The organism is Mycobacterium sp. (genome assembly GCF_036488105.1).
Classification (GTDB): domain Bacteria; phylum Actinomycetota; class Actinomycetes; order Mycobacteriales; family Mycobacteriaceae; genus Mycobacterium.
This window is the reverse complement of sequence record NZ_DASXHW010000184.1, coordinates 1-16,109: the sequence shown is the minus strand read 5'-3', so window position 1 is coordinate 16,109 and position 16,109 is coordinate 1. Positions and strand designations below refer to the sequence as shown.

Below are 16,109 nucleotides of genomic sequence, written 5' to 3'. Positions count from 1 at the left end.
CCGGACCGACGCCGATCCAGCAGCTCTCCGAGCTGATCGACCGAACCATGCCGGCGCGGCCAATCGCCCCGACGCCGGGCAATTAACGCAGACCCATCCCCCGCGACAGCGCCGTGTCGACCATGGTCGCCAACAGGGTTTGATAGTCGACGCCGCTGGCTGCCCACATCCGGGGATACATCGAGATCGTGGTGAATCCGGGCATCGTGTTGACCTCGTTGATCAGCGGCCCGTCTTCGGTGAGGAAGAAGTCCACCCGAGCCAGACCTCGGCCGTCAATCGCCTTGAACGCCCGGATCGCCAACTCGCGCACGGCATCGCTGACGTCGTCGTCGATCTTGGCGGGCACGTCGAGTTCGGCGGCGTCGTCAAGATATTTGGTCGCGAAGTCGTAGAAAGAATCTTCGCGTCCGCGGACTCCGGCTACCCGGATCTCGCCGACGGTACTGGCTTGCACTGTGCCGTCGGGGAATTCGAGCACACCGCATTCCAGTTCGCGGCCGATGATCGCGGACTCGACGATCACCTTCGGATCGTGTTGCCGCGCGTGGGCGATCGCCTGAGGCAATTCTTGGCGGTTGGCCACCCGGCTGACGCCGATCGACGAGCCGCCGCGAGCGGGTTTGACGAATGCCGGAAGCCCAAGTCGGTCAAGCTGTTTGGCATCCAGCGTGCTCTCGGACGGCCGCAGCACGGCGTAGTCGCCAATCGGAAGTCCTTCGGCCACCAGCAGCTTCTTGGTGAACTCTTTGTCCATCCCCGCCGCGCTGGCCAGCACCCCGGCACCGACGTACGGCACACCGGCGAGCTCGAGCAGACCCTGGATGGTGCCGTCTTCCCCGTATGGCCCGTGCAGGACCGGGAAGACCACGTCGACCGACGCCAACACCTCGGCTCCGCCGGGCGCCAACGAAACCAGCTGACCGGCCCGACGCGGGTCGGCGGTCAGCGCCAGCTCGGTGCCCGATTCGGAACTCACCGCCGGCAACTGGCGGTTGGCGATCGCCAGCGAGTCGGGATCACCGTCGGTGAGCACCCACGAGCCGTCCGGGGTGATGCCGACGGCGACGACTTCGAACCGCTCCGGGTCCAGGTTGCGCAAAATGCTGCCCGCCGAGACGCACGAGATGGCGTGCTCGTTGCTGCGTCCGCCGAAGACGACTGCGACCCGGACGCGGCCGTGATCGGGCGTCCTGGATGGCAAGCGGGCGTCCACAACCTAGAGAGGCTACCGTCTGGCGTCGCGGCGCTGGTTACGAGCTCATTCCGGCTTGGTGCGGCGCCCGAGCAGGGCAGCCATTGCCTGGTCGACCGACAACCCCTTATGGCAGACCCGTTCCACTGCGTCGGTCAGGGGCATCTCGACGTCGTAACTCGAGGCCAGCGCCAGCACCGACTCGCACGACGTCACCCCTTCGACGACGTGGTCACCGCGCTCTCGCAGCGCGGACTCCAACGTTTCGCCGCGCCCCAGACTTTCGCCGAAGCTGCGGTTGCGGGAGTGCGGCGACGTGCAGGTAGCCACCAGATCGCCCACCCCGGCCAGGCCGGCCAGCGTCGCACCTTTGGCGCCCACCGCGATGCCCAGCCGCATGATCTCGGCCAGACCGCGGGTGATGATCGCCGCCGCGGTGTTCTCGCCCAGACCGACTCCGGCCGCCATCCCGCAGGCCAGCGCGATCACGTTCTTGCACGCGCCGCCGACCTCGGTGCCGATGACGTCGGCGTTGGTGTACGGCCGGAAGTATCCGGCATTCAGCATGCGCTGCACGGCAACCGCGCGGCCGGAATCGCTGCAGGCGATGACGGTGGCGGCGGGTTGCCCGGCGCTGATCTCGCTGGCGAGGTTCGGACCGGAGATCACCGCGACTTGCGACGGATCGACACCCGTCACGTCCACGATGACTTGGCTCATCCGCATCAGAGTGCCCAACTCGATGCCCTTGGCCGTGCTGACCAGGGTGGCGCCCCGGGCGATCAGGCCCGTCCACTGCTCAAGGTTGGCCCGCATCGTCTGCGCCGGCACCGCCAGCAGCACCGTGGTCACCCCGCGCAAAGCCTCGGCCGGATCAGCGGTGGCCCGGACCCCGGCCGGCAACTGCACGCCCGGCAGGTAGCCGGGGTTATGCCGACTGGAGTTGATGTCATCGGCGACCTCAGAACGCCTCGCCCACAAGGTCACCTCGCCGCCGGCGTCGGCCAACAGTTTGGCCAGCGCCGTCCCCCAGGCACCGGCACCCATTACCGCTGTCGTGGTGGCCATGGTCTGTCTCGGTCCCGTCTAGTCAGTGCGCTCTAACTCCCGGCGCTTCACCGTAGCCCGCCCGGCGATCGGCACTGGCAGGATGGGTACGTGAGCCGCAGCAAAGCCGACGCCGACGGTGACGTCGGGTTGATCGTCGCCGTCAAGCGACTGACCGCCGCCAAGACCCGGCTGGCGCCGATCTTCTCCGCACCGACGCGGGAGAGCGTCGTGTTGGCCATGCTGGTCGACACGCTCACCGCCGCGTCACGGGTGAGTTCCGTTCGCCGCATCACCGTCGTGACGCCCGACGACGTCGCCGCCAAGGCGGCGTCCGAACTCGGCGCCGAGGTGCTCTCCGATCCGACGCCGGACGGTCACTTGGACCCGCTGAACAACGCGATCGCAGCCGCCGAACGGAGTGTGTCCCAGTCAGTCTCCAATATCGTTGTGCTGCAAGGTGATCTGCCGGCATTGCAGACGCAGGAACTTGCCGAAGCGATTGCCGCGGCACGGCGGTACGAGCGTAGTTTCGTCGCCGATCGCCTCGGCACCGGCACCGCGGCGCTGTGCGCGTTCGGAACCACACTCGCCCCCCGGTTCGGACCGGATTCATCTGCACAGCACCGACATTCGGGTGCGGTCGAACTCACCGGCGCGTGGCCGGGACTGCGCTGCGACATCGACACACCCGACGACCTGGCCGTCGCCCGTCGTCTCGGAATGGGACCGGCTACGACCCGGGCGGTTGCAGTGTCGGCACCTCAACGGTGGTAACGATGGGTAAACAGCTCCTCAACGGCAAATGTTGGCCACCTAGTCGGTGGCAGCATCCCCTGCCCATGGGGAATGATCACAAGAGTGACTGACATCGAAGCCCCGCAAACCGCAGTCAGCGACGAGACGCCCCCGTGGCAGTCCGCAGATTCCGCGCCGGGCGCACCGCCCGCCACCACAGCCACCGCGGTGGAAAATCCGCTTCCCGGGGACCGCTATCTCAACCGCGAATTGAGCTGGCTGGACTTCAACGCGCGCGTCCTGGCTCTGGCCGAGGACACCTCGCTGCCGCTGCTGGAGCGGGCGAAGTTCCTGGCGATCTTCGCATCTAACCTCGATGAGTTCTACATGGTGCGCGTCGCCGGCCTGAAGCGGCGCGACGAGATGGGCCTGTCGGTACGTTCTGCGGACGGCTTGACCCCGCGCGAGCAACTGCGCCGGATCGGCGAGCAGACCCAGCACATCGCGACCAAGCATGCGCGGGTCTTCCTTGACTTGGTGCGGCCCGGGCTGGCCAAGGAAGGCATTCACATCGTCACGTGGGCCGATCTGGATCAGGCTGAACGCGACCGGCTGTCGACCTACTTCACCGAGCAGGTTTTCCCTGTCCTGACTCCACTGGCCGTGGATCCCGCTCACCCGTTCCCGTTCGTCAGCGGCCTGAGCCTGAACCTCGCGGTCACCGTCAAACAGCCGGACGACGGTGGTCAGCACTTCGCCCGAGTCAAGGTGCCGGACAACGTCGATCGCTTCGTCGAGCTCGACAACCGAGAGGGCACCGACGATTCAGCCGGCCGGCCGGAAGTCCGCTTCCTGCCGATGGAGGAGCTGATCGCGGCCTTCCTGACAGCGCTGTTCCCGGGAATGGAAATCGTTGAGCACCACGCATTTCGCATAACCCGCAACGCCGATTTCGAGGTCGACGAAGATCGCGACGAAGACCTACTGCAGGCGCTGGAGCGCGAGCTGGCCCGTCGGAGGTTCGGGTCGCCGGTGCGCCTCGAGGTGGCCGACGACATGACCGAGCACATGCTGGACCTGCTGCTGCGGGAACTCGACGTACACCCGGGCGATGTCATTCAAGTGCCAGGCCTACTTGATCTTTCGTCACTGTGGCAGATTTACGGCGTCGACCGGCCGGGTCTGAAGGATCCCGCATTTGTTCCGGCGACCAGCCCCGCATTCGCCGACCGTGAAACGCCGAAGAGCATTTTCGCGACCCTGCGCGAGGGCGACGTATTGGTGCACCACCCTTACGACTCGTTCTCCACCAGCACGCAACGCTTCATCGAATTGGCCGCCGCCGACCCCAATGTGCTGGCGATCAAACAAACGCTGTATCGCACTTCCGGTGACTCACCGATCGTGCGGGCACTGATCGAAGCCGCCGCAGCCGGAAAACAAGTGGTCGCACTGGTCGAAATCAAGGCCCGGTTCGACGAACAAGCCAACATCAAGTGGGCACGTGCTCTCGAGCAAGCGGGAGTCCATGTGGCCTACGGCCTGGTCGGCTTGAAAACGCACTGCAAAACATGTCTGGTGGTGCGGCGCGAAGCTTCGACGATCCGGCGTTACTGCCACATCGGGACCGGTAATTACAACAGCAAAACGGCCCGACTGTACGAGGACATCGGCCTGCTGACCGCCGATCCCGACATCGGCGCCGATCTCACCGATCTGTTCAACACGTTGACCGGCTATTCACGCAAGCTTTCCTACCGCAACGTGTTGGTCGCACCGCACGGTATTCGCGTTGGCATCATCGAACGCATCAACCGGGAGATCGCCGCGCATCAGGAAACCGGCAACGGCCACATCCGGCTGAAGATGAACTCCCTTGTCGACGAGCAGGTCCTCGATGCGCTCTACCGTGCGTCGCAAGCCGGCGTGCGCATCGAGATCGTGGTGCGCGGAATCTGTGCGCTGCGTCCCGGCGTGCCGGGGTTCTCCGAAAACATCACCGTGCGCTCGATACTCGGACGATTCCTGGAGCACTCCCGGATTTTCAACTTCCGCGCCATCAACGAATTCTGGATCGGCAGCGCCGACATGATGCATCGCAACCTCGATCGCCGCGTCGAGGTGCTGGTTCAGGTCAAGGAGCCCCGCCTGACTGCGCAACTGAACGACATCCTCGAATCGGCGCTCGACCCCGCGACACGCTGCTGGGAACTGGGGCCAGAAGGGCAGTGGACAGCGATGCCGCGAGCCGGCCACACGGTTCGCGACCACCAGGTGTCGCTGATGGAACAACACCGCAGCTAACCGATACGTAACCCTCAAACTTCTGGCCACAGGGCCGTAGAGGTCCGAATTGACTTGCAGGAGTTCAGGTGTCGAGACAATCGTCGTCGAGCGAGATCGTTCTGGCCGCGGGCGGTGTGCTGTGGCGACCCGGATACCGCGAATCCGCTGCGGAGATCGCGGTGATTCACCGTCCGCGATATGACGACTGGTCGCTGCCCAAAGGAAAGGTCGATCTCGGCGAGACCGAGCCGGTGACCGCCGTGCGTGAGGTATTCGAGGAGACCGGGCACCACGTACAGCTGGGCCGCCGAATTGCGACGGTGAGTTATCCGATCGAGCAGCGCACGAAAAAAGTGCAGTACTGGTCGGCACGTAGCCTCGGCGGCAGTTTCGTCCCGAACCCTGAAGTCGACGACCTACTCTGGCTGTCCGCCCCCGCCGCGATCAAAAAGGTGTCATACGCCTACGACCGAAAGGTACTGCGTCGGTGGGCCAAACAACCGGCGGACACCCAATCGGTTCTGATCGTCCGGCACGGCACAGCGGGCAGCAAGTCCCGATTCTCCGGTGACGACAAAATACGGCCGTTGGACAAGAAGGGCCGCGCGCAGGCTGAGGCACTTGTCGCGCAGTTGTCGTGCTTCGGCCCAACCGATGTCTATGCCGCGGATCGCGTGCGATGCCACCAAACGGTGGAGCCCTTGGCCGAGGAGCTGGGCGTCACTATCAACAACGAGCCGACACTGACCGAAGAGGCCTACGCCGACAACCCCAAACGCGGTCGACGGCGAATTCTGCAGATTGCCGGCTCGCACCGCACACCGGTGATTTGCACACAGGGCAAGGTGATTCCGGACCTGATCGCCTGGTGGTGCGAGCGCGACGGGGTCCGCCCGGACAAGTCCCGCAACCGCAAGGGCAGCACGTGGGTGCTGTCGCTGGTGGAGGGCCGCCTAATCGCTGCCGATCACATTGGCAGCGCGCTGGCCGCCAACGTAGTTACCTGACACGCAGATTCGCCGCGGAGCGGCTCGAGAGCCGGGTCCGCGGCGAATCTGCGTTTGATGCGGTTGCGTCTAGCGACGGCCGCGACGGGCTGTGGCCTTCTTGGCCGGAGCCTTCTTGGCCGGAGCCCGCTTGGTTGCGGCCTTGCGGGCCGGAGCCTTCTTCGCAACCTTCTTGACGGCTGCCTTGCGGGCCGGAGCCTTCTTCACAACCTTCTTGACGGCTGCCTTGCGGGCCGGAGCCTTCTTGGCAACCTTCTTGGCGGCTGCCTTCTTGGCCGGAGCCTTCTTCACAGCCTTCTTGGCGGCTGCCTTCTTGGCGGGCGCTTTCTTCGCCGCCTTCTTGGCTCCACCACTTGCGACAACACCACGTTTCACTGCAGGTCCTTCCGCCGGGAGGCGTTGCGAGCCAGAAACAACCGCTTTGAATTGTGCGCCGGGCCGGAAGGCCGGCACGGAGGTTGGCTTCACCTTTACCGTCTCGCCGGTACGGGGGTTACGCGCTACGCGGGCCGCGCGGCGCCGCTGCTCGAAAACACCGAACCCAGTAATGGTGACGCTGTCGCCCTTGTGCACTGCGCGCACAATCGTGTCGACAACATTCTCGACGGCCGCGGTTGCGTGCCGACGGTCTGAGCCCAATTTGTCTGTGAGTACATCGATGAGCTCTGCTTTGTTCATGCAAATCCTCCGAAGCTAGTGGCCCTCGATTGGACCGACTAGAGGACACGGTAAACCCTCAGGTGCCTGATTTCCAAGAGCCACGCGCAATTTCAATGGTTCCTGGCGAACTTTTTAGGAATCCGCTTGCCGCGCTTGGGAGGTGGCGTCGCCGTCAAATACGGCCGTGTGGCTCCTCGAATTCGGGCTCAATCGAGCCGTTAGGAAGTGGGCAAAGTCTTCGGTTTCCAGTCCGGCCGAGTCGCCTCAAAGAGTTCGATTTGATCCTGTTTCCGCAGCGTAAGGGCTATGTCGTCAAGACCTTCAAGCAGACGCCAAGCGGTGTAATCGTCAATCTTGAACGGCACCACCACCGTTCCCGCCGACACATTCCGATCTTGAAGATTGACAGTGATTTCCAACCCCGGGTTGCTCTCGATGAGCTTCCAAAGAAGTTCGACATCATCCTGAGCAACTTCGGCCGCCAACAGACCCGCCTTCCCCGCATTGCCCCGAAAAATGTCGCCGAACCGCGACGAGATCACTACCCGGAAGCCGTAGTCCATAAGCGCCCACACCGCGTGTTCGCGCGAGGATCCGGTGCCGAAATCGGGTCCGGCGACCAGTACTGAACCTCTGTCAAATGGGCTGAGATTGAGCACAAACGACGGATCCGTCCGCCAGGCGGCGAACAATCCGTCGTCGAAACCCGTTCGGGTCACTCGCTTCAAATAGACCGCCGGAATGATCTGATCGGTGTCGACATTGGACCGCCGCAGTGGCACTCCGATGCCTGTGTGGGTATGAAAAGCGTCCATTGGATATCTCCCTAAGTCAGTTCAAGTCGGCCGGGGCGGAGAGTTTCCCGCGCAACGCGGTGGCGGCGGCAACCGCCGGTGACACCAAATGCGTGCGGCTGCCCTTGCCCTGGCGGCCTTCGAAATTACGGTTTGACGTTGCGGCGCAGCGCTCTCCCGGTGCCAGCTGGTCGGGGTTCATCCCCAAACACATCGAGCAGCCGGCCTGACGCCACTCGGCGCCTGCGGCGGTGAAGATCTCGCCCAGCCCTTCGCTTTCGGCCTCCGCACGCACCCGCATCGACCCCGGCACGATCAGCATCCGCACGCCGTCGGCCACTTTTCGGCCCCGCAATATGTCAGCGACCGCGCGCAGATCCTCGATGCGACCGTTGGTGCACGATCCGACGAACACGGTGTCGACCGCGATCTCGCGCATCGGGACTCCGGGCCGAAGGTCCATATACGCCAGCGCTTTCTCAGCCGCCTGTCGCTCGTTGTCATCGGTCATCAGCTCGGGATCTGGCACCGAGGCGCCCAACGGCACACCTTGGCCGGGATTGGTGCCCCACGTCACGAACGGAGTCAAAGATGCGGCGTCTAGATAGACTTCGGTGTCGAACTCGGCGCCGTCGTCGGTTCGCAACACATCCCAATAGGCCTGCGCTGCATCCCACTGCGCACCGGTCGGAGCGTGCGTGCGGCCGCGCAGGAATTCGTAGGTGGTGGCATCCGGTGCCACCATGCCCGCCCTGGCCCCGGCTTCGATACTCATGTTGCAGACCGTCATCCGGGCCTCCATCGACAGCGATTCGATGGCACGGCCCCGATATTCGATGACGTGGCCCTGACCGCCGCCGGTACCGATCGTCGCGATCACCGCGAGGATGATGTCCTTGGCGGTCACGCCGGCCGGAATTTTCCCGTCCACGTTGACGGCCATCGTCTTGAACGGCCGCAGCGGAAGTGTCTGGGTGGCCAGCACGTGCTCGACCTCCGAAGTGCCGATTCCCATTGCCAATGCGCCGAATGCGCCGTGGGTCGAGGTATGACTGTCACCGCAGACGATCGTCATTCCCGGCTGGGTCAGACCCAATTGCGGACCGACGACATGCACGATGCCCTGTTCGATGTCGCCCATCGGGTAGAGCCGGATGCCGAATTCGTCGCAATTGCGGCGCAGTGTCTCGACCTGGATGCGCGAGACCGGATCGGCGATCGGCTTGTCGATGTCGATCGTCGGTACGTTGTGGTCTTCGGTAGCCAGCGTCAGATCGGGCCGCCGCACCGGCCGGTCGGCCAGTCGCAGACCGTCAAAGGCCTGCGGGCTGGTCACTTCGTGTACCAGGTGCAGATCGATGTAGATCAGGTCGGGTTCGGCGTCGCCGCCCGACGCCACCACGTGGTCGTCCCAAACCTTTTCCGCCAGCGTGCGCGGACGCGCAGCGTTGTGGGCTGAAGTTTTCGTCACGAGCTCATCCCAATTCGTTGATCTCACTATGCGAGACGTTAGTATCTCTCTGTGAGACAGGATAGCGGCATCGGCGTTCTCGACAAAGCCGTGGGGGTATTGCACACCATCGCGGAATCACCCTGCGGGCTAGCCGAATTGTGTGATCGCACAGGATTGCCCAGGGCCACTGCGCACCGGTTGGCCGCGGGCCTGGAAACGCACCGGCTACTGGCCCGCGACGGTGAGGGCCGTTGGCGTCTGGGTCCCGCTATCAGTGAACTGGCGGCTCGGGTCAACGACCCGCTACTGGCGGCCAGCGCGGCGGTGTTGCCGCGACTGCGCGAGATCACCGGCGAGAGCGTGCAGCTCTATCGGCGCGAAGGGAGCTCGCGAATCTGCGTGGCTGCGATGGAACCGCCTGCGGGACTTCGCGATACCGTCCCCGTCGGCGCGCGCTTGCCGATGACCGCCGGATCGGGCGCCAAAGTACTGCTGGCCTACAGCGACGACGCCACCCGTGCCACGGTGCTGCCCGACGCGAAATTCAGCGACCGCACGCTGGCCGAAGTCCGTCGCCGCGGTTGGGCTCAGAGCGCAGCCGAGCGCGAGCCCGGGGTGGCAAGCGTCTCGGCCCCGGTGCGCGATGCCCACGGTTCGGTGATTGCCGCCATCTCGGTGTCCGGGCCGATCGACCGGATGGGCCGCCAGCCCGGTGCGCGCTGGGCGGCTGACCTGTTGGCGGCCGCCGACGCATTGACTCGCCGGTTGTGATTCGCACCGCATTGCCCACACTTCGGCGCACATCGGTGACCTGACACACTGTCGCCATGGGAACGAAGCAGCGTGCGCAAATCATCATGTCCGAAGCGGAGATCTCCGACTTCGTCACCAGTAGCCGGACCGGCACGCTGGCCACCATCGGCGCGGACGGACAGCCGCACTTGACGGCGATGTGGTACGGCGTGGTCGACGGCGAAATCTGGCTGGAGACCAAAGCCAAGTCGCAGAAAGCCGTCAACCTCGTTCGCGATCCGCGAGTGAGCTTCATGATCGAGGACGGCGACACCTACGACACTTTGCGCGGGGTGTCATTCGAAGGTGTCGCCGAGATTGTCGACGACCCGGACGCGATATTTCGGGTCGGCGTCAGCGTGTGGGAGCGCTACACCGGGCCCTACACCGACGAGATGCAGCCCGCGGTCGACATGATGATGAACAAGCGGGTCGCCGTGCGCATTGTCAGCCAGCGCAGCCGTTCGTGGGATCACCGCAAGCTTGGAATTCCGCCGATGCCGGTCGGTGGCTCAACCGCTCCCACCGCGAGCTAGCGGGAATCGGCACGCGGCCCGCTTGTGGATGAGTAGCCCCGATGGGATTCGAACCCACGCTACCGCCGTGAGAGGGCGGCGTCCTAGGCCGCTAGACGACGGGGCCGGAACCGATCCGAGCTGCCAGCATAGCTCACAGCCCTACGCCCACCTAATCGCTTGCGGTGGACGAACTTTGCTGGGGTACCAGGACTCGAACCTAGAATGGCTGAACCAGAATCAGCTGTGTTGCCAATTACACCATACCCCATTGGCTGCCTAAAACTGCTGGTCAGAGGCTTGCCTGCAGACCATGCGCGGTCATGCGGACACTGCTGCCAGCCGTGATGGGCCGACGAGCAGACTACCAAACAAACAGCTCACATCTCACCCGCGCCCGACGCCGTCGCCGTCGCCACGCAGCCGGTGCGCGCCGCGACGGTATCAAGGCCCGCCGTCGCTGATCCAGCTGACCGCGGCCCACGTCCCGCGACACCGGATCCCGACGGATGTACTGCTACGAATCTTGTCTGCGCACAACGGGATTCGACAGTGTGCCGATCCCCGAAATGGTGATGTTGACAGTGTCGCCGTCTTCAATGGGTCCCACGCCGGCGGGTGTGCCGGTCAAAATGAGATCACCGGGAAGCAGCGTCATCACCGCTGAAATCCATTCCACGATGGCACCGACGTCGTGGATCATCAGCGAGGTGCGGCTGTCCTGTTTGACCTCGCCGTTGACGTCGGTGCGCAGCTCAAGATCGGCCGGGTCGACGTCGGTGGCGATCCACGGCCCCACCGGGCAGAACGTGTCGTGACCTTTCGCCCGTGTCCACTGGCCATCTGACTTCTGTTGATCGCGAGCGGACACGTCGTTGGCGATCGTGTAGCCGAGGATGCTCTCGGCCGCCCGCGCAGCCGTGACGTCCTTACAGGGCCGACTGATCACCGCCGCCAGCTCGCCCTCGAAATGCACCGGCGATGCGTTGGCCGGCAACCGAATCGGCACATTCGGTCCGACGATCGCGGTGTTGGGTTTGAGGAAAATCACCGGATCGGCCGGCGCCTCGCCGCCCATCTCGGCGATGTGGTCGGCGTAGTTCTTGCCGATGCAGACCACCTTGCTGGCCAGGATCGGGGCCAGCAACCGCACGTCGGCCAGGGGCCAGGTGCGACCCGTGAAAGTCGGGGTGCCGAACGGATGCTCGGCGATCTCGCGGGCGGTCATCTCGTCGTGTTCGCCCTCGATGGAGACGAACGCGACGCCGTCGGGACTGGCAATTCGGCCAAGGCGCATTCGCCTTAGCCTAGTGAGCGCCGATCGAGGTCCGCGCAGCCGGGCCCGCTGCCGCATTGGCCCCAGCAATCACATGGCTGTGCGAGCATGGATCGATGCCGACCGACCCGACCGGCACGGTCGGAATCAGCACGGGCCGACGCTGGTCAATCGTCGTCGTCTCACTCCTTGTGACAGCGAGCGCGTTCATCTTCATCAACGGGGTCGCCTTCCTGATTCCCGCGCTGGAGGAAGACCAGGGCACTCCCCTGGCCGAGGCCGGGTTGTTGTCATCGATGCCGAGCTTCGGCATGGTGACGACGCTGATCCTGTGGGGATATCTGCTCGACCGGGTCGGCGAACGCATCGTGCTGACGGTCGGCTCCGCGCTGACCGCCGTGGCCGCCTACGCGGCAACCACTGTCCACACGATGGTGTCTTTCGCCGCACTGCTGTTCGTCGGCGGAATGGCGGCCGCCAGCTGCAACTCCGCCGGCGGCCGGCTGGTGTCCGGATGGTTCCCGCCCGAGCAACGCGGTCTGGCGATGGGCGTCCGCCAGGCCGCGCAGCCGCTCGGAATTGCCTTGGGCGCTCTCGTTATTCCCGAACTCGCCGAGGGCAGCAAGTCAGCGACCGCGGGCCTGATTCTTCCGGCCGTGCTGTGCGCGGTGTCGGCGGTGCTCAGCGTGGTGGCCATCACCGACCCGCCACGCAAGGAATGGGACGAGGCCACCGAACAGGAGCTGGCCAACCCTTACCGCGGATCGTGGGTGCTGCGGCGCATCCACGCCGTCTCGGCGCTGCTGATGGTGCCGCAGACGGTGACCGTCACGTTCATGCTGATCTGGCTGATCACGAACTACCACTGGTCGATCGCCTCGGCGGGAGCGCTCGTCACGCTGTCTCAGCTACTCGGGGCGGTGGGCCGCGTGATGGTCGGCCGGTGGTCCGATCGGGTCGGGTCGAGGCTGCGTCCGGTCCGCATCATGGCCGTCGTCGGGGTCCTGGTGCTCGGCGGTTTGGCGGTCGCCGACCATCTGCGCTCGTCGATCGCCGTGCCGCTGATGGTCGCGGCCTCAGTCGTCGCGGTGCTCGACAACGGACTGGAATCCACCGCGATCACCGAGTACGCCGGACCGTTCTGGAGTGGGCGTTCGCTGGGCCTGCAGAACACCTATCAGCGGTTGATGGCAGCCGGCGCGCCACCAGTGTTCGGTGAGCTGATCGCCGACCACAGCTATCCGCCGGCATTTCTCATCTGCGGGCTGTTCCCGCTGCTGGCGGTGCCGATCGTGCCGGCCAAGACGTTGCCGCCCGGCCTGGAAACTAGAGCGCGGACGCTATCCTTTCGCCGACTTCGGCGGTGGATATCCTTCCGGTCGGGCGACTGGCCAGATGGGACGCCACGGCCCGGTCCACTCGCGCGGCGGCAGCGTCTTCGCCGACGTGGGAAAGCAGCAGCGCCACCGACATGATCGCGGCGGTCGGATCCGCGATCCCCTGACCGGCGATGTCGGGTGCGCTGCCGTGCACCGGTTCGAACATCGACGGGTTGGTCCGGGTGGCGTCGATATTTCCGCTCGCGGCCAAGCCGATACCGCCGCAGACCGCGGCAGCCAGGTCGGTGATGATGTCGCCGAACAGGTTGTCGGTGACGATGACGTCGAAGCGCCCGGGGTCGGTGACCAGGTGGATGGTCGCGGCGTCGACGTGCTGGTAGGCCACCTCGACATCCGGATACTTTTCGCCGACCTCCTGCACAGTCCGTGACCACAGAGACCCGGCGAATGTCAGGACGTTCGTCTTGTGCACCAGCGTCAGGTGTTTGCGACGCTGTTGAGCGCGCCCGAACGCGTCTTCCACGACGCGGCGGACGCCGAACGCCGTGTTGATGCTGACCTCGGTGGCCACCTCATGGGCGGTGCCGACCCGGATCGCGCCGCCAGTCCCGGTGTAGGGACCCTCCGTGCCCTCGCGGACCACCACGAAATCGATGTCCGGGTTGCCGGCCAACGGGCTGCTGACCCCCGGATACAGTCGGCCCGGTCGCAGGTTGACATGGTGGTCCAGCTCAAATCGCAGGCGTAGCAGTAGACCTCGCTCCAGCACACCGCTGGGCACCGACGGATCACCGATCGCGCCCAACAGGATTGCGTCGTGGCCGCGCAGTTCGGCGACGGCGGTATCCGGCAGAACTTCGCCGGTGGCGTGGAATCGCTTGGCGCCCAAGTCATAATGCGTCTTCTCGACACCTGGCAACACCGTGTCAAGAATCTTCACCGCTTCGGCGACAACCTCCGGCCCGATCCCGTCACCCGGGATTACCGCGAGCTTCACGACAGGTCAACAACTTCGAGCTTGTTGGCCGCCACGGCCGACCCGATCTCGGCGCGGACCTCGGCGGGGACATCGCGATTCACCCGCAGCAGAATCGTCGCACCCGGTCCCTCGGCATCCTCGGACAGCTGCGCGGCCTGAATGTTGACCCCTGCGGTACCCAGCAGCGTGCCGATCTTGCCCAGTGCCCCAGGCTGATCGGCGTAGTTGATGACGAGGTAGATGCCCTGAGCACGCAGATCGAAGTTACGCCCGTTGATCTGGACGATCTTCTCGACCAGCTGCGGACCGGACAGCGCACCGGCCACGTTGACGACCGAACCGTCAGCGGCCACCGCGCGGACATCGACAACGCTGCGGTGGTTGGGGCTTTCGGTGGCGGTGCTGATATCGGCGGCCACGCCGCGCTCCTCAGCGATCGCCGGGGCGTTGACGAACGTCACCTGGTCCTCGATCACCGCGGAGAACAAGCCGCGCAAGGCAGAAAGTCGAAGCACCTCAACATCTTCGCCGGCCAGCTCACCACGTACCTGCACCGACAGCGACGTCGGCAATTCCTCGCTCAGCGCGCCCGCCAGCAGTCCGAGCTTGCGCACCAGATCCAGCCACGGTGCCACCTCTTCGCTGACCACGCCGCCGCCGACGTTGACGGCGTCGGGGACGAACTCCCCCGCCAGCGCGAGCTTTACGCTGGCCGCCACGTCGGTGCCGGCCCGATCCTGCGCCTCCTCGGTCGATGCACCCAGGTGCGGAGTCACCACTACCTGCGCGAGCTCGAACAGCGGGCTGTCGGTGCATGGCTCCTTGGAGAACACATCGAGACCGGCAGCGCGAACGTGTCCGCTGGAGATGGCGTCGGCCAGCGCCGCCTCATCGACCAGCCCGCCGCGGGCGGCGTTGACGATGATCACTCCGGGCTTCGTCTTCGCCAACGCCTCTTTGTCGATCAGCCCCGCTGTCTCAGGCGTTTTCGGCAAGTGCACAGAGATGAAATCGGCACGGCCGAGCAGCTCGTCGAGCGACAGCAACTCGATACCGAGTTGGGCCGCGCGCGCCGCCGACACGTAGGGGTCATAGGCCACGATGTGGGCTTCGAAAGCCGCCAGCCGCTGCGCGACCAACTGCCCGATCCGGCCCAGCCCGACCACTCCGACGGTCTTGCCGAAGATCTCGGTGCCCGAGAACGACGAGCGCTTCCAGGCGTGCTCGCGCAACGTCGCATCGGCCGCGGGGATTTGGCGGGCGGCCGACAGCAGCAACGCCAACGCGTGCTCGGCGGCGCTGTGGATGTTCGACGTCGGCGCGTTGACCACCAGCACACCGCGTTCGGTGGCGGTTTTGACGTCAACGTTGTCAAGCCCGACGCCGGCGCGGGCGACTATCTTCAGTTTCGGCGCCGCGTCGAGCACCTCGGCGTCGACGGTGGTCGCGGAGCGGACCAGCAGCGCGTCGGCTTCGGGCACCGCCGCGAGCAGCTTCGGCCGGTCCGGGCCGTCTACCCAGCGCACCTCGACCTGATCGCCGAGCGCGGCGACGGTTGATTCGGCAAGTTTGTCAGCGATGAGAACAACAGGCAGGCTCACGCGGGCCAGCCTAATGGTCGCGGTTGTGCCGGATTGCGGAGCCTAGGAGTGTCGGTACCCGGGTGAATCCTGTCGACAAGCGCGACGACAGGAGAAATACCCCATGTGCTGGAAATGCGATCACCCGGATTCCACCATGCAGGAGTGGCTGGATCTCATTTACGAGAAGGTCCAAGAGAACGGTTGGATCGTGCAGTTCGTCCAGGACCGCACGCCGTTTGCCTACACGATTGGTTTGCATGAGCGCGGCCTGCCCGAGCTGCTAGTGACGGGGATGCCGCCAGAGCGGGCGAACCTTGTGCTCAACACCGTCGCTGAGTATCTCCTCGACGGTGGACGGCCGGTACCGGGCGAGCGGATGTTGATCGGCGGTGAGCTCCTGCTCGATTTCGTCCAGGTGCAGCACCCAATCGCCCACTTGAAATT

General features: G+C 65.1%; 14 protein-coding genes, 2 tRNA genes and 1 pseudogene. 7 read left to right on the top strand and 10 right to left on the bottom strand.

What is annotated here, in order from left to right:
- Positions 1-82 precede the first annotated feature (82 nt).
- Positions 83-1,204: a D-alanine--D-alanine ligase family protein gene (locus tag VGH54_RS10010; RefSeq protein ID WP_331511799.1), complete on the bottom strand. Its 1,122-nt coding sequence runs from the start codon at positions 1,202-1,204 to the stop codon at positions 83-85.
- A gap of 57 nt (positions 1,205-1,261) precedes the next feature.
- Positions 1,262-2,263, bottom strand: a complete 1,002-nt coding sequence (locus VGH54_RS10005) for an NAD(P)H-dependent glycerol-3-phosphate dehydrogenase (protein WP_331511798.1) — start codon at positions 2,261-2,263, stop codon at positions 1,262-1,264.
- A gap of 90 nt (positions 2,264-2,353) precedes the next feature.
- Between VGH54_RS10005 and cofC the strand changes: the two genes are divergently transcribed.
- The 3 genes from cofC to VGH54_RS09990 all read left to right on the top strand — a co-directional run bounded on the left by cofC (position 2,354) and on the right by VGH54_RS09990 (position 6,273).
- Complete coding sequence (gene cofC / locus VGH54_RS10000) at positions 2,354-3,019, top strand: 2-phospho-L-lactate guanylyltransferase (protein ID WP_331511797.1); 666 nt, start codon at positions 2,354-2,356, stop codon at positions 3,017-3,019.
- A 72-nt stretch (positions 3,020-3,091) separates the two neighbouring features.
- Positions 3,092-5,284: an RNA degradosome polyphosphate kinase gene (locus VGH54_RS09995; RefSeq protein WP_331511796.1), complete on the top strand. Its 2,193-nt coding sequence runs from the start codon at positions 3,092-3,094 to the stop codon at positions 5,282-5,284.
- A 68-nt stretch (positions 5,285-5,352) separates the two neighbouring features.
- Complete coding sequence (locus VGH54_RS09990) at positions 5,353-6,273, top strand: bifunctional NUDIX hydrolase/histidine phosphatase family protein (protein ID WP_331511795.1); 921 nt, start codon at positions 5,353-5,355, stop codon at positions 6,271-6,273.
- Between the two features lie 69 nt (positions 6,274-6,342).
- On the opposite strand, the gene VGH54_RS09985 is transcribed toward VGH54_RS09990, so the two are convergent.
- From VGH54_RS09985 to leuC, 3 genes are all read right to left on the bottom strand, one after another.
- A complete protein-coding gene (locus VGH54_RS09985; RefSeq protein ID WP_331511794.1) occupies positions 6,343-6,951 on the bottom strand; it encodes an HU family DNA-binding protein in 609 nt (202 codons plus the stop codon).
- A 200-nt stretch (positions 6,952-7,151) separates the two neighbouring features.
- Positions 7,152-7,748 (bottom strand): 3-isopropylmalate dehydratase small subunit, encoded by a 597-nt coding sequence (gene leuD, locus VGH54_RS09980; RefSeq protein WP_331511793.1) that lies wholly within the window; start codon positions 7,746-7,748, stop codon positions 7,152-7,154.
- 16 nt (positions 7,749-7,764) lie between these two features.
- The gene (leuC, locus tag VGH54_RS09975; protein ID WP_331511792.1) at positions 7,765-9,198 is read right to left on the bottom strand and encodes a 3-isopropylmalate dehydratase large subunit; all 1,434 of its coding nucleotides are present in this window, start codon (positions 9,196-9,198) and stop codon (positions 7,765-7,767) included.
- 51 nt (positions 9,199-9,249) lie between these two features.
- Between leuC and VGH54_RS09970 the strand changes: the two genes are divergently transcribed.
- Both VGH54_RS09970 and VGH54_RS09965 read left to right on the top strand, forming a co-directional pair.
- Positions 9,250-9,951: an IclR family transcriptional regulator gene (locus tag VGH54_RS09970; protein WP_331511791.1), complete on the top strand. Its 702-nt coding sequence runs from the start codon at positions 9,250-9,252 to the stop codon at positions 9,949-9,951.
- A 56-nt stretch (positions 9,952-10,007) separates the two neighbouring features.
- Positions 10,008-10,508 (top strand): PPOX class F420-dependent oxidoreductase, encoded by a 501-nt coding sequence (locus VGH54_RS09965; protein ID WP_331511790.1) that lies wholly within the window; start codon positions 10,008-10,010, stop codon positions 10,506-10,508.
- A gap of 33 nt (positions 10,509-10,541) precedes the next feature.
- Here VGH54_RS09965 and VGH54_RS09960 read toward each other — a convergent pair.
- From VGH54_RS09960 to VGH54_RS09950, 3 genes are all read right to left on the bottom strand, one after another.
- A tRNA-Glu gene (locus VGH54_RS09960) sits at positions 10,542-10,614 on the bottom strand.
- A 72-nt stretch (positions 10,615-10,686) separates the two neighbouring features.
- Positions 10,687-10,758 (bottom strand) — tRNA-Gln (locus tag VGH54_RS09955).
- A gap of 246 nt (positions 10,759-11,004) precedes the next feature.
- Positions 11,005-11,784, bottom strand: a complete 780-nt coding sequence (locus VGH54_RS09950) for a fumarylacetoacetate hydrolase family protein (protein ID WP_331511789.1) — start codon at positions 11,782-11,784, stop codon at positions 11,005-11,007.
- A gap of 95 nt (positions 11,785-11,879) precedes the next feature.
- Between VGH54_RS09950 and VGH54_RS09945 the strand changes: the two are divergent.
- Positions 11,880-12,956 (top strand): annotated as a pseudogene (locus VGH54_RS09945) (MFS transporter); the annotation flags it as partial.
- A gap of 133 nt (positions 12,957-13,089) precedes the next feature.
- Here VGH54_RS09945 and VGH54_RS09940 read toward each other — a convergent pair.
- Positions 13,090-14,100, bottom strand: coding sequence for a 3-isopropylmalate dehydrogenase (locus tag VGH54_RS09940; RefSeq protein WP_331511788.1), 1,011 nt, complete (start codon positions 14,098-14,100; stop codon positions 13,090-13,092).
- Positions 14,097-15,683: a phosphoglycerate dehydrogenase gene (gene serA / locus VGH54_RS09935; protein WP_331511786.1), complete on the bottom strand. Its 1,587-nt coding sequence runs from the start codon at positions 15,681-15,683 to the stop codon at positions 14,097-14,099. The genes VGH54_RS09940 and serA overlap by 4 nt, the downstream gene beginning before the upstream one ends.
- Positions 15,684-15,786: 103 nt before the next feature.
- Between serA and VGH54_RS09930 the strand changes: the two genes are divergently transcribed.
- On the top strand, positions 15,787-16,109 hold a 323-nt coding region (locus tag VGH54_RS09930; RefSeq protein WP_331511785.1), incomplete at its 3' end, for a DUF4262 domain-containing protein.